Raw genomic sequence first — 13,728 nt, 5'->3', positions numbered from 1 at the left:
GGACCAACCAGCAAGGCTTTAAGATCAAATTGTCTATTAACGTACTGTACGGATACGCATTGTGTTTGTACGAACAGCTTCTCCAACTGGTACACCAGCAACGATAACGATATCATCACCAGATTTAACAAGACCAGCTTCAACTGCTTTACGTTCAGCAATTTCGAACATATCATCAGTTGATGAAGGAGCATCTGTCAACATTGGGATAACACCCCAGTTCAACATCAATCCACGTTCAGTCAATTCGTCAAATGTCAATGCCAAGATATCAGCATCTGGACGGTATTTAGAGATCAAACGTGCAGTGTGACCTGTCTTAGTCAATGTTACAACCAATTTGATATCCATTGAGTTTGTAGCATCTTTAACAGCTGAAGCCATAACTTCTGTCTTAGAGTTACGTTCGAATGAAGCTGGGTTCAAACGACCATATTCTTTCAAAAGTGTTTGAGCGTTCATGTCGATTTTCGCCATTGTAGCTACAGATTCAAGTGGGTATTTACCGTTTGCAGATTCACCTGAAAGCATTGTAGCATCAGTACCATCGATAACAGCATTGAAGACGTCAGATACTTCAGAACGAGTTGCACGTGGTTTTTCAGTCATTGTTTCAAGCATGTTTGTTGCAGTGATAACAACTTTACCAGCAGCATTTACTTTAGAAGTAATCATTTTTTGGTAAACTGGAACCATTTCGAATGGTACTTCGATACCCATGTCACCACGAGCGATCATGATACCATCAGTAACTTCGATGATTTCATCCAAGTTTTCGATACCTTGTTGGTTTTCGATTTTCGCAAACAATTGAACGTGGCTGTTACCAGTTTCTTCACAGATAGCACGAACTTCTTGAACGTCTTTTGCAGTACGTACGAATGAGATCGCGATGAAGTTGATACCTTGTTCCAAACCGAAGCGGATATCGTCGTTATCGCGTTCAGCAAGTGCTGGGAAAGGAATCTTAGTGTTAGGGATGTTTACACCTTTTTGTTTAGCGATGATACCATCGTTTTCAACTTCAACAACAAATTCACGTTTTGCAGCGTCTTTTTCTACAACGCGAAGACCCAATTTACCATCATCAACCAATACTTGGTGTCCAACTTCAACGTCATCAAAGATGTCAAGCGCACCAGCAACGTTCAAAGCAATCACTTCACGAGTTGATTTGATACCTTGTTTTGTAGCAACGCGGATACGTTCACCAGTCTTGTATGAATATTCTTTAGCTTCGCCTTCGAACAATTCAGTACGGATTTCAGGACCTTTTGTATCAAGAAGGTAACCAACTTTTTTACCAGCGATTTCTTCTGCACGTTTAACAGTCGCCATACGTTCACCTTGTTCTTGGTGGTCACCGTGTGAGAAGTTGAAACGGAAAGTGTTAGCACCAGCTTCGATCAATTTAGCAATGTTTTGTGCTGAAGCTTCAACGTCAAGTTTTTCAGCCCAGTATCCATCTTCACCGAATTTTTTACCACCACGGATTTCTACCGCAGGACCTAAAGTTGCAACGATTTTTACACGTTTGTTCATGATATATATGACTCCTTTTTAAATATATCTGTCTTTTTAAGACAAGGTTAACGAATTTATGAAATAAAATTAGATTGAAGACAAGCTACGGTTCAACTCGGCAAGACCAAGATCAGCTTTATGTGGATTGTTTACCACAATCTTACCATCTTCTGTCAAGCTAAAGAGGGCTCCTTCTTCTGCTTTACCAAGGATTGGGTTTTCAACCATTTTTTCATTACGGATACCAACGGCTACACCACCGATTCCTTGTTTCAACAATTTAACAGCGTGTGCTCCCATACGTGAAGCAAGAACACGGTCACGCGCAGTAGGTGAACCACCACGTTGGATGTGGCCAAGCTCAGTCACACGAAGGTCACTTTCATCACCAGCTTCTTTCAACGCTTTACCAAATTCATCTGCAGACATCACACCTTCAGCCAAGATGATGATGTTGTGGGTACGACCTTTTGCGTAACCTTCTTTGATGCTCTCAACAACATCTTCGATCTTGAATCCTTCTTCAGGGATGATGATTTCATCTGCACCAGATGCAATCCCTGCCCAAAGAGCGATATCTCCAGCGTTACGTCCCATCACTTCGATAACGAAAGTACGGTGGTGACTAGATGAAGTATCACGGATCTTATCGATCGCGTCCATTGCAGTTGTGACTGCCGTATCAAAACCAATTGTAAAGTCAGTTCCTACGATATCGTTATCGATCGTACCAGGAAGACCCACAGCTGGGAATCCAAGCTCAGTCAAGCGCATCGCACCATGGTAAGAACCATCTCCACCAATAACGACAACACCTTCGATCCCGTGTTTCTTCAATTGCTCGATCCCTTTTAATTGACCTTCGCGTTGTGCGAATTCAGGGTAACGAGCTGAATGAAGGAAGGTACCACCACGGGAAATAATATCTCCAACAGATGAGGCGTCAAGGGGCTGAATTTTACCAGCAACCATTCCCGCATATCCATCATAGATACCGAAAACTTCCATTCCTTCTGAAATTGCTTGACGAACAACTGCACGGATGGCAGCATTCATACCAGGGGCATCTCCACCACTAGTTAAAACAGCAATACGTTTCATTTCGTTGTTTGCTCCTTTTTTTCTTTTACATTCTACGTAATTATAACACAAAGAAGACTAAAATTCTCGTATTTTTCGCAGTTTTTACCGATAAATCGTTTTCATAACGAGATTCTTTAATTCATCTTCCAATTCTTTGTTTTTCTGGACGGTATAGCCCTTCAATTGAAGAGTTTTTTTCTCGTCTTCATAGCGTAATATCACAGGATATGGGCCCGGATATTTTTTCAAGATAGAAAGAATCGTTTTATCCTGACGATGATCGAGCAACTGGATCCAGAACTTTTCATTGGTTGCCAGTTGCGCCTCTGCTAGAATCATCTGCAAGCGCCCATCACGCTCTTGTATCTTCCCTGTCAAGTAATAAAAGCCACCTTCTTTTATCAAGGAGGAAAATCGATTGTAGGTTTCAGGGAAAAGGGTCACATCCAATTTTTTCTTGGTATCACTGACTTGTAAGAAAGCCATGAGATCACCTGACTTGGTTCGAATGGTTCGAATGCTTTGTACCTCAATGAGAATGCGTGCCTGCTCTCCTTGTATGAGTTGAGAAATTGGTTGGATCTCATAGGGACTCGTTTGCCCAATCGCAACCAATGGGTGGGTACTGAGACCGACGCCAATAATGGCCTCTTCCTTCTCATATTTTTCAGCCTGGCTAAAGTCTTCCGCTTCTGTCCAGGAATAGTTAGAATCTGCAAATAAACTACCTAACTCATCGGCAAAGACAAACAAATTCGGCAAATTGTGAAGTACCTTGCGTCTATTCTTCTCAAAGATATCAAACAACCCTAGTTCTACTAAAGGCGTTAACAGAGGTAATTTATGATACTGATTGGGGAGTCGTAAAATAAAATCTTCGACACTTTCAAAGGGACGATTATCAATGATCCAATACGCTAAATCTCTCGGGAGTCCCTTGATATTTTTCATTCCCAAGTAGATTTTTCGATCCTGGAACTTATCTCTGTAAGGGATGGTATTGATGGATAATGGCGCGACTTTAAAATCAAACTGGAGAGCATCTGTCAGATAATCGCTGCTCGAATAATTGAGCATGACATCAAAGAAAACATCTGGATAATGGACCTTGAAATAGGCCATCTGAAAGGCCAAGGCAGAATAGGCATAGGCATGGGAACGGTTAAACCCATAGCCTGCGAATTTTTCCATGATCGCAAAGACCTCTTTGGCTTTTTCTTCCGTATGCCCAAGTTTAAGAGCACCTGAGACAAAATCGTCTTCCATCTGATGCATTTCAGCTGCATTTTTTTTGCCCATAGCCCGACGTAAAATATCGGCTTTCCCTAGACTAAAGCCTGCAAAACGCTGGGCAACCTGCATCACCTGCTCTTGGTAGAGCATGATCCCATAAGTGGGCCTTAAGATTTCTTCAATCGCTGGATCTAAAATCTCAACTTTTTCTCGACCGTGCTTTCTTTTGACGAAATTATCAATGTAATCACTAGCTCCTGGACGATTGAGAGAGGTGGTCGCTACCACTTCTTCGAAATGATTGGGTCTCACTCGTCTCAAGAGGCGAATGGCTCCAGCCTGTTCAAATTGGAAAATCCCCTTGGTATCCCCAGCAGCAAACAAGGCCAAGGTTTCTGGATCTTCTAAATCAATGGCTTCAATCACGATCTCTTCTTGGTACTTTTCATAGACCGCTTCCTTCATTTTCTGAACGAAGGTTAAATTTCGCAGACCCAAAAAGTCCATCTTCAACAGACCATTGGCTTCAACCGCATGGGCATCATACTGGGTGACAAACATGTCTTCTCCATACTTGAGAGGAATGTGATCCGTCAAATCCTGGTCACTCATCACAACCCCAGCCGCGTGGATAGAGGTCTGTCTTGGTTGGCCTTCAATTCTTTTAGCAATTTCAAAGCCACGCTCAAATTCTGCTCGGCTATGAATCACTTGTCGAAAAGCTAGATTCTGTTCATAAGCTGTCGTCAGTGTATCCCTAAACCCAATCCGCTTGGTAATGGAGGTCAATTCGTACTCTGGTACCCCAAAACGTTTGAAGACATCGCGAATGGCTTGTTTGGCCCCAAAGGTTGAAAAGGTCACGATCTGAGCCGCATGGTAACTCCCATAACGGTCTCTCACATAACGGATAAATTCTGGACGATAGATATCAGGAATATCAATATCAATATCCGGCATGGTATAGCGCTCCACATTTAAAAAGCGCTCAAACAGGAGGTTCTTCTCCACTGGATCAATCCCTGTAATCTCCAGGGCATAAGCTACCAGTGAGCCGACAGCAGACCCACGCCCCATTCCCATATAATATCCCTGACTCCGTCCGAAACGAAGAAGGTCCCAGACAATCAAGAAATAATCATCAAAGCCCATTTGGTGAATAATGTCTAATTCATGCTCCAGACGTTCTTGATAGACCGGACTGGTCAGGTTCTTTCGAAGAAGACCCGCTTGAGATAATTCTCTCAGTTCCTCAACAGCTGGTTTCTGGGGATTGAAGCGAGGCAATTTCAACTGAGTATCAATCTCGTATTGAATCCCTTGGACAAGGTTTTCCAGATTTGTGATGGCTTGCGGAAATCGCTCTGCAAAATCATTCTTTAAATCCTGAGGAGTTTTTAGGACTGTTGTAGGATCAATTGGCCCTGTTTCTGTCAAGCTTTGATTGTCCTTGATGGCTGCCAGCATCTGCATGGCTTCCACATCCCCAGCCTCAAAAAATCGAACAGTATGTAGAGGAATCACAGGGTGACTAAACTCTTGGACCGGCGTATCCGCAAAAACTCCGATGAAGTAATCTAGACCAAGTGGCAAGTCTCCACTAGCAAAAGGTGCTGGGACAATGACTGCTACTCCTTCTGTTAGGTGCTTCGCATCCTGCCAACTGCTCTTCCCCATCATTTTGACGGTCGACATCTTCATCAGATTCTGGTAGCCCTTCGTTGACAGAGCGATCATCCGAAACGGAATTGTTTCATTGTCTACCTCTAGTCCAATTTCTAAACCGACCAAGGGGCTGAGCTTGTGGGCCTGACAGGCTTCGATAAATTCATAAGCACCATATAAATTATCTATATCCATGATTCCCAATGCGCCATACCCCATGCTTTTAGCCACTTGAACATAGTCTTTTATAGTCACAAGGCTTTCCATAAAGGTATAGACTGATTTGGTATCTAGCTGTGCAATCACTTTTTCTCCTCCCTCACTTGTCTATTTTTGGGACTCTTTATTGTACAAAAAAACACCACTGCTACACAATGATGTCTCAACAACGGAAGACATGGGATTCGAACCCACGCACGCTTTTACACGCCTACCGCGTTTCCAACACGGCCTCTTAAGCCTCTTGAGTAATCTTCCATGAATAAAAATATGGAGCCGGTGGGAGTCGAACCCACGTCCAAACACCTGCCAGCATATTTGTCTACAACCATAGGTTATGTCTTCTTTTAACAGCTACATGACACATAACTCAAGCCCTGTACCTGCGAGTCTATCAATCTCTTATCTAACTCCTAGACCAAGCTAGATCGTATCTCGCTATAATTAAGACCTGTCATCAAACACGAGCGATTCGAATCGGGTCACGCCTGCTGGTGTTTAGGCAGCTAAAGCGTAAGAATTATTATTTTTTGCAGTTATATTTAACTGGCGTTTTACATCCGCTAGATGAGTTGCAAAATATGCCTCATAATGCCTGTCGAATCCGTAACGACCCCAAAACGAATACAATTAGTATATCAAAATGTAGCCAAAAATGCAAAAGAAAAAAATTGAACAAGAAGGCTTCCACCGGGAAGCTCCTTGTTCAATTAACTGTTCTTATTGAAGATTCAACTTGTACTTGCTGATATAGTGAATCGTGAAGTACATAGAAACAATCTTGATGACTTCATAGATAAGACCTGGGATGAAGTTAGGTCCAAATTCATCAATATTTCCATAAACCAATGCAGACCCAACAGCATATGAATCTTTTAATGGATTGACTGCTGTACCGATGATACTTAAAACAATGCACAAGAGAAAGAAAAACAGAATAGCCTTCAATCCACGACGATTTTGGAAGAGTTGGCCAAGTGCGATCGATACATAAAATAGGAAGATCCCTGAAGCTGTGGTAAAAATCCACCAAACGATAATCCAATAAGCAATTGAATGACTAAAAGCCTCAGCGATAATACTAAATACAGGAGAGAGGTCTTGTCCAATGACAGCGCCCATCACAAGTATTGTGATAAAACCACTCAAAAATAGAAGGAATAGGCAGTAAAGACTCGCTACTAAAGCTCCCACAAATTTAGATAAAATGATCGCATGCGGGCTAGCTGGAAGGGTCCAGGTCAAGTAACCTTCGCGTCCGTATAAGTTGGAATAGAAACGACGGATAATAATATAGTAGTTACTAAGATAAAGACCAATGACTCCTCCAAAAATGAGAATCCCAAGAGTCCCCGTTATGATTTGCATACTATTGGTTTCCATATTCACAAAACCGTTTGTAGCACTTCCACCAATAACACCTGTAATCACTGACAAACCTAGTGCGATCAGGGTGATCAATAAATACCACTTAGCTGTCGATTTAAATTCATATTTTAATAATTTACCAAACATGGGTTCCTCCTAATAAACACGGAATTGATCACGGAAGATCTCATCGATTGATTTTCCGTGTTGATTGCGCATAACAGTCGTATTTTCATGCAAGAGGATTCTTCCTTGGTTGATGAAAATGGCCTCATCCAAAACTTGCTCAATATCCGCAATCAAGTGAGTAGAAATCAAGACAGAAGAGTTTGGACGTCTGTTTTGAATAATGGTCCGCAAAATATAATCACGCGCTGCTGGGTCAACCCCACCGATTGGTTCATCAAGAACATACAAGTCAGCTTCACGGCTCATCACCAAAATCAATTGCACTTTTTCCTTGTTCCCTTTTGAAAGGCTGTTCAATTTTTGATTTGGCTGCAAATGCAAATCGTTGAGCAATTGGTAAGCTCGTTGGACATTAAAATCTGCATAAAAATCTTGGAAATAGTTAATAGCATCAATAATTTTCATATTTTCATTCAGATAAGTTGTATCTGGCAAATAGGAAACCACTTTTTTAGAAGCTGGGGATGGTAATTGCCCATGAATATAGATATTTCCAAGGCTTGGTTGCAACAAACCATTAATCAATTTAATGATGGTTGTTTTCCCACTACCATTGGGACCCAAAAGGCCAATAATACGGCCAGGTTGGATGTTCAAACTAACATCCATGAGAGCAACTTCATGCCCATAATTCTTTGTCACATGGTCCAAGTAGACCAAAGGATACTGATTCATGTAAATCTCCTTTATTTTCTATTTATGCTATTATACCCTGTCCCCTTGATGATTGCAACTTTATCTGAAAATTTGCTAAGAATTTGTAAATACTTGTTCAAAAAAATAGGGATAAATAAATCAGAGGTTAGGGAAACCCCAACCTCTGATTTATTTTGATGCATAGAATGTTTAACTAATTCCAAGTGCGATCCGTGCATAACGGCTCATCTTTTCAACCGTCCAAGCAGGGTACCAGACCAACTTCACATCCACAGATGTCACTTCTTCTACTTCTGCTAAAACATCATGAATCTGATCTGTCAGAAGGTCCGCTAATGGACATCCCATGGTCGTTAGAGTCATATCAATGATGGTTGCTCCAGTTTCACCGTCAAAATGGATCTCGTAGACAAGACCTAAATTGACAATATCAATCCCAAGCTCCGGATCGATTACCTCTTCCAAAGCATTTAAAATTTTATTTTTAATTTCTTCAATTTGCTCAGTTGTATATGCCATATGACTTCCTTTTTCTGCTATTTACTCTCGATAGAATTTCTTGGCTCGGGTTAAAAAGGTCCCCCGGACCTGGGTCGCTTTTACATTTCTAGGCGACCGTTAAAAAGGTCCCCCGGACCTTCCTCGCTTCCGAATTTCTTGGCTCGGGTTAAAAAGATCCGCAGGATCTGGGTCGCTTCTTCATTTCTAGGCGACCGTTAAAAATGTCCCCCGGACATTTTTAATCCTCAATAAAATCACGCAATGGTTTGCTTCTGCTTGGGTGGCGGAGTTTGCGGAGGGCTTTGGCTTCGATCTGACGGATCCGTTCACGGGTCACGTTGAAGACTTTACCCACATCTTCCAAGGTCCGCATTTTTCCATCATCCAAACCGAAACGTAAACGAAGGACGTTTTCTTCACGGTCTGTCAGGGTATCGAGGACTTCATCTAATTGTTCACGTAGAACCACACGAGTGGTGTAGTCTACTGGATTTTCAATCACTTCATCTTCGATGAAATCTCCCAAATGGCTATCGTCTTCTTCCCCAATTGGCGTTTCCAAAGAAACAGGCTCTTGGGCAATCTTCAAGATTTCGCGCACCTTATCAGGCGTCATATCCATGCGTTCAGCGATTTGTTCAGGCGTTGGGTCTTGTCCCAATTCTTGCAAGAGATTGCGTTGTTCACGAACCAACTTGTTAATGGTTTCCACCATGTGAACAGGGATCCGAATGGTCCGTGCTTGGTCTGCAATGGCACGAGTGATAGCCTGACGAATCCACCAAGTCGCATAAGTAGAGAATTTAAATCCCTTGGTATAGTCAAACTTATCAACGGCCTTCATCAAGCCCATATTTCCTTCTTGGATCAAATCCAAAAATTGCATTCCACGACCAACGTAACGTTTCGCAATGGATACAACCAAACGAAGGTTGGCTTCTGCAAGACGTTGCTTAGCTTCCAAATCACCTTGTTCCACTAGTATAGCCAATTCTTGTTCTTCTTCATTGGTCAAAAGAGGAACAACCCCAATTTCTTTCAAGTACATCCGTACTGGGTCGTTGACCTTGGCAGAGTTGCTTCCAAGCAATTCCTCATCTGACAATTCTGGCTCTTCTTCATTGTTCAACACACGCGCACTTGGGTTACCATCTTTATCCGTGATCGAAATTCCTGCATCTTGAATGCGTTGCAAAAGATCTTCAATCCCATCTGCATCTAGTGTGAATGGAATAACCAACTTGTCATTAATTTCATCATCTGTTGCAGTTCCACTTTTCTTGTGGCTGCGAATAAACTCTGCAATTTGAACGTCCAATGTTGTAATATCTTTTTGTTCTTTAGCCATTCCTACTCCATTCTTCTTTTTTGAGCGATCAAACGCTCGAGTTCCAATAAAGCTTTTTCCGCATCCCCTGTCGAGGAAGCTTCCTTCACTTTATTTCCAATTTGTTGACTTTCTTTGCGAAGAAGCTCACGATTTCGCGTTTCTTCCACTTCTTCTAATTCACCATCCGCTATCTCTTCTGGCAAATCTTCTTCTAACATCCGGTACCAGGCGTGCTGGACCCCTTCAGGTTGCTCGGACAAATCCTGAGATGTGACTTCTCCATTTTGACAGAGTAATTGGTACAAGATCTGTAACTCCGGTGTGTCAAAGACAAAATCAGGTCGCAAACGGTAATCATTGAGCACCATTGGAAAATCTTTCATCCTACTTAATAAATGATTTTCCGCCTTGATCAAGCGAGTCATCCCACGGTTAGGTAGGAGATCGACTGAAAAATTCGACGTTCTTGATCGTCCACCACTTTGATCCTCCTGCCGTTGATGCAAGCGACTATTATTGACAATCTGCTCAATCTGCAAATAATCAAAGTCTGGCAATAAATCTGCCAACTTATAAATATAGGTGTTTTGCGCTGTGATGGAGCGCGTCTGGGCGATCATCGGTGCCAGCTTCTCGACAAACTCAATCTGTGCCTGCAAGTTCTCAATATACTGGGGTTTCCAGTAGTGCATCAAGAATTCAACCTTACTGATCCGCGAATTCTTCAAGAGGGAAGCTAGATCTTCTGGGGAGGTCTTTTTGAGGTACTCATCGGGATCCATCTGATCAGGGATACGGACGATCTCCAACTCCAGATCCTGCAAGACATCCAAGGCCTTAGCGGTTGCTTCAAGTCCCGCCTTATCCCCATCATAGGTCAAAATGACCTTTTTGGTAAAATGAGACAGGTGCTGGACGTGCTCTGGTGTCAAGGCTGTCCCCATAGAGGCGACTGCATTTTCAATCCCAGCTCGATAAGCCGCAATGACATCCATAAAGCCTTCCATGATATACATTTCATGTTGCTTTTTGGCGCTCGTCTTAGCTTGATCCAAATGATAAAGTTCATAACTCTTATTAAATAGACGGGTACTTCGACTATTCTTGTACTTGGCTTGATGACTGCCATCATCCGTTAGTTTCCACAGTCTACCAGAAAAAGCAATGACACGTCCACTATCATCCGTCAAAGGAAACATAATCCGATCCTGAAAGGCATCAAAAACTGTTCCAGCATCTGAGATTGTGAATAACCCCGAATCGGTAATCACTTTCTCAGAGAACTTCTCAGAGAGATTTCGATAGAGATAATTCCCTTCTGCTGGGGCTAAGCCCAATTGAAAATGTCGGATGACCTCATCCGTCAATCCACGTTCATGCAGATAATTTCGCGCTTCTTCTCCCATCTTTGTCGTCATCAGAATCGCCTGGTAGAACTTACTGGCTTCCTGATGAATCTCATAAAGTTCTTGGTTGGGATTGATAGACGTTGGTTGAGCCGGCCTTGCTTGGTACTGAAGCGCAATACCCGCTTTTTCTGCTACGATCTGGACCGCATCCATAAAAGCGACTCCACGGTATTCCTCAATAAACTTAAAGACATCTCCCGAGCGACCACATCCGAAACAATGGTAAAACTGCTTGTCTTCAACGACATTAAAAGAAGGAGTCTTTTCACCATGAAAAGGACAGAGCCCTAAAAAATTACGGCCAGCCTTGGTCAAAGAAACAACTTCTCCAATAACTTCAACAATGTTTACACTGTTTTTAATTTCTGCAATCAGCTCTTTATCAACCATAAACAGTGCCTCCATTTTACCATAGATTATCACTTTATATTTTATACTAAAAGTTAGTAAAAGTAAATTTTTTCCTACCGATTTCACACATAAAAGAAAAGATTTTCAACCTTTATCACTAATTTTAAAAAAATGAGGCATATTCCTTGTCAGTCGAATATTTTTCCGTTATACTATCAAAGTAAAAAATTATTATGAAAGGACATATTTAGGATATGTTAAAAGATTTGAAAGCTTTTCTCCTTCGTGGGAATATTGTTGACCTTGCTGTAGCAGTCGTTATCGGAGCTGCATTTGGAGCTATCGTAACATCACTTGTTAACGATATCATCACTCCACTTATTTTGAAACCAGCTATGAAAGCTGCCGGTGTTGATAAGATTGCTAATTTGTCATGGAACGGTGTTGCATACGGTAGCTTCTTGAGCGCTGTGATCAACTTCCTTGTTGTTGGTACTGTTCTTTTCTTCGTAGTGAAAGCTGCTGAAAAAGCTCAAAACCTTGGTAAAAAAGAAGAAGCTGTCGAAGAAGAAGCTCCTGCTCCTACTCAAGAAGAGTTGCTTGCTGAAATCCGCGACTTGCTTGCAAACAAATAATCAGATAAAAAGATCCGATCTTCTAGCTAGAAGATCGGTTTTTTTGTCTTTAACGGATGATAAAAACAAAAAACAGACCGAAGTCTGTTCTTGTATTCAATTAGAATTTTTTACGTTTACGAGCTGCTTCTGATTTACGTTTACGTTTTACAGAAGGTTTTTCATAGAATTCACGTTTGCGTGTTTCTTGAAGAGTACCAGCTTTAGTAACCGCACGTTTGAAACGACGAAGAGCATCGTCAAGAGATTCATTCTTACGTACTACTGTTTTTGACATATTTTTCACTCCCTTCAAGCCTAAAATCTTAATCATTTTATCACACTTTAAGGACGCTGTCAAGATCTTTTGAAACTTTTCTAGCCCTCCTAGCCTTCATATCATTTCTTTTTCCAACTTTTTCATTCTTCCCATTTTATGATACAATGGAAACAAAGAAAACCCTGAAGGAGATACCATGTCAGAAATTTATGATATTACGATTGTTGGGGGCGGACCAGTTGGTCTGTTTGCTGCTTTTTATGGCAATATGCGCCAAGTTAAAGTCAAACTGATTGATTCCTTGCCTCAACTGGGAGGGCAACCAGCCATTCTCTATCCAGAAAAAAATATCCTCGATGTACCCGGATTTACCAATTTAACAGGTGAAGAATTAAGCGACCGCTTGATCGAGCAAGTCAAACGATTCGATACACCGATCTTCCTCAATGAAACTGTAGAGGATATTCGAAAAGAAGGTGACCTCTTCACTATCACTACTTCTCGCCAAGTGCATCAGTCTAAAGCCGTCATCATTGCCATGGGTGGCGGTGCCTTTAAACCACGTGCTCTTGATATCGAGGGGGCTGAAGACTTCGATAATGTCCACTACCATGTTTCAAATATCCAGCAATATGAAGGACAGCAAGTGACCGTCCTTGGTGGTGGGGACTCTGCTGTGGACTGGGCTCTTGCTTTTGACAAGATTGCTCCAACTACAATCGTTCACCGTCGGGACAACTTCCGTGCCTTGGAACATAGCGTAGAAGAACTCAAACAATCTTCTGTCAGCATCAAAACACCATTTGTTCCTAGCCACTTGATTGGAGAAAATGGTCATGCCACACACCTTGAAATCACAAAAGTCAAATCCGATGAAACCGAACTTATCCCGATTGATCACTTATTTGTCAACTATGGCTTTAAATCTTCAATCGGAAACTTGAAAGAATGGGGTGTAGAATTGCAACGCCATAAAATCAAGGTGAACCAAAAACAAGAAACCAGCCTTCCTGGAATTTATGCCTGTGGAGACTGCTGCTTCTACGAAGGAAAGATTGATCTCATCGCTACAGGTCTAGGGGAAGCTCCAACAGCTGTAAACAATGCCATCAACTACATCTATCCAGATAAGAAAGTCCAACCGACGCACTCAACCAGTTTATAATAAAAAAGGCCTTTGGCCTTTTTAAATTGAAGTTAAACTATTTTAAGTTAATCGATTCTGCAAAGAAGTAAAAATGAGCTCCTATTTTTAGTATAAATCAAGAAAAAACAAAAACTTTCCGCTGTGAGAAAAGTGCCTGA

The 13,728-nt window shown here is 41.8% G+C and carries 11 protein-coding genes, 1 tRNA gene and 1 other RNA gene; 2 read left to right on the top strand and 11 right to left on the bottom strand.

Features of this window, described 5'->3' with window-relative positions; all coding sequences use genetic code 11:
* Window positions 1–36: 36 nt before the first annotated feature.
* The 10 genes from pyk to dnaG all read right to left on the bottom strand — a co-directional run bounded on the left by pyk (window position 37) and on the right by dnaG (window position 11,568).
* Window positions 37–1,542, bottom strand: coding sequence for a pyruvate kinase (pyk, locus tag HMPREF2685_RS04885; protein WP_013903352.1), 1,506 nt, complete (start codon window positions 1,540–1,542; stop codon window positions 37–39).
* Window positions 1,543–1,611: 69 nt separating this feature from the next.
* Window positions 1,612–2,625 (bottom strand): 6-phosphofructokinase, encoded by a 1,014-nt coding sequence (pfkA, locus tag HMPREF2685_RS04880; protein ID WP_021152956.1) that lies wholly within the window; start codon window positions 2,623–2,625, stop codon window positions 1,612–1,614.
* 84 nt (window positions 2,626–2,709) lie between these two features.
* The gene (locus tag HMPREF2685_RS04875; RefSeq protein WP_070465648.1) at window positions 2,710–5,811 is read right to left on the bottom strand and encodes a DNA polymerase III subunit alpha; all 3,102 of its coding nucleotides are present in this window, start codon (window positions 5,809–5,811) and stop codon (window positions 2,710–2,712) included.
* Between the two features lie 83 nt (window positions 5,812–5,894).
* A tRNA-Ser gene (locus tag HMPREF2685_RS04870) sits at window positions 5,895–5,982 on the bottom strand.
* 10 nt (window positions 5,983–5,992) lie between these two features.
* Window positions 5,993–6,341: a transfer-messenger RNA gene (ssrA, locus tag HMPREF2685_RS04865) on the bottom strand.
* Window positions 6,342–6,444: 103 nt separating this feature from the next.
* Window positions 6,445–7,239: a hypothetical protein gene (locus HMPREF2685_RS04860; protein WP_024054675.1), complete on the bottom strand. Its 795-nt coding sequence runs from the start codon at window positions 7,237–7,239 to the stop codon at window positions 6,445–6,447.
* Window positions 7,240–7,248: 9 nt separating this feature from the next.
* Window positions 7,249–7,956, bottom strand: a complete 708-nt coding sequence (locus HMPREF2685_RS04855) for an ABC transporter ATP-binding protein (RefSeq protein WP_024054676.1) — start codon at window positions 7,954–7,956, stop codon at window positions 7,249–7,251.
* 171 nt (window positions 7,957–8,127) lie between these two features.
* Window positions 8,128–8,457 carry a metal-sulfur cluster assembly factor gene (locus tag HMPREF2685_RS04850; protein WP_004220168.1) on the bottom strand — a complete coding sequence of 110 codons (330 nt, stop codon included), beginning with the start codon at window positions 8,455–8,457 and terminating at the stop codon, window positions 8,128–8,130.
* Window positions 8,458–8,677: 220 nt separating this feature from the next.
* Window positions 8,678–9,787: an RNA polymerase sigma factor RpoD gene (rpoD, locus tag HMPREF2685_RS04845; protein ID WP_021152924.1), complete on the bottom strand. Its 1,110-nt coding sequence runs from the start codon at window positions 9,785–9,787 to the stop codon at window positions 8,678–8,680.
* A gap of 2 nt (window positions 9,788–9,789) precedes the next feature.
* Window positions 9,790–11,568: a DNA primase gene (dnaG, locus tag HMPREF2685_RS04840; protein ID WP_049483886.1), complete on the bottom strand. Its 1,779-nt coding sequence runs from the start codon at window positions 11,566–11,568 to the stop codon at window positions 9,790–9,792.
* Between the two features lie 215 nt (window positions 11,569–11,783).
* Here dnaG and mscL point away from each other — a divergent pair, with 215 nt between their 5' ends.
* On the top strand, window positions 11,784–12,164 hold the full coding sequence (gene mscL, locus HMPREF2685_RS04835) for a large conductance mechanosensitive channel protein MscL (protein ID WP_049483887.1): 381 nt from the start codon (window positions 11,784–11,786) through the stop codon (window positions 12,162–12,164).
* A 100-nt stretch (window positions 12,165–12,264) separates the two neighbouring features.
* Here mscL and rpsU read toward each other — a convergent pair whose 3' ends face one another.
* Complete coding sequence (rpsU, locus tag HMPREF2685_RS04830) at window positions 12,265–12,441, bottom strand: 30S ribosomal protein S21 (protein ID WP_000048054.1); 177 nt, start codon at window positions 12,439–12,441, stop codon at window positions 12,265–12,267.
* A 178-nt stretch (window positions 12,442–12,619) separates the two neighbouring features.
* Between rpsU and HMPREF2685_RS04825 the strand changes: the two genes are divergently transcribed.
* Window positions 12,620–13,588 (top strand): NAD(P)/FAD-dependent oxidoreductase, encoded by a 969-nt coding sequence (locus HMPREF2685_RS04825; RefSeq protein ID WP_070465645.1) that lies wholly within the window; start codon window positions 12,620–12,622, stop codon window positions 13,586–13,588.
* The last annotated feature ends 140 nt before the right edge of the window (window positions 13,589–13,728 follow it).

The organism is Streptococcus sp. HMSC074F05, assembly GCF_001808725.1.
GTDB lineage: Bacteria > Bacillota > Bacilli > Lactobacillales > Streptococcaceae > Streptococcus > Streptococcus parasanguinis_I.
Note: the sequence above shows the minus strand (reverse complement) of the source record. Positions and strands in the feature narration are given on the sequence as shown.

Bases quoted from the DNA above. Each gene is read 5' to 3' on its own strand.
- pyk (WP_013903352.1), bottom strand. From the start codon at position 1,542: ATGAACAAACGTGTAAAAATCGTTGCAACTTTAGGTCCTGCGGTAGAA.
- pfkA (WP_021152956.1), bottom strand. From the start codon at position 2,625: ATGAAACGTATTGCTGTTTTAACTAGTGGTGGAGATGCCCCTGGTATG.
- HMPREF2685_RS04860 (WP_024054675.1), bottom strand. From the start codon at position 7,239: ATGTTTGGTAAATTATTAAAATATGAATTTAAATCGACAGCTAAGTGG.
- HMPREF2685_RS04855 (WP_024054676.1), bottom strand. From the start codon at position 7,956: ATGAATCAGTATCCTTTGGTCTACTTGGACCATGTGACAAAGAATTAT.
- HMPREF2685_RS04850 (WP_004220168.1), bottom strand. From the start codon at position 8,457: ATGGCATATACAACTGAGCAAATTGAAGAAATTAAAAATAAAATTTTA.
- rpoD (WP_021152924.1), bottom strand. From the start codon at position 9,787: ATGGCTAAAGAACAAAAAGATATTACAACATTGGACGTTCAAATTGCA.
- dnaG (WP_049483886.1), bottom strand. From the start codon at position 11,568: ATGGTTGATAAAGAGCTGATTGCAGAAATTAAAAACAGTGTAAACATT.
- mscL (WP_049483887.1), top strand. From the start codon at position 11,784: ATGTTAAAAGATTTGAAAGCTTTTCTCCTTCGTGGGAATATTGTTGAC.
- rpsU (WP_000048054.1), bottom strand. From the start codon at position 12,441: ATGTCAAAAACAGTAGTACGTAAGAATGAATCTCTTGACGATGCTCTT.
- HMPREF2685_RS04825 (WP_070465645.1), top strand. From the start codon at position 12,620: ATGTCAGAAATTTATGATATTACGATTGTTGGGGGCGGACCAGTTGGT.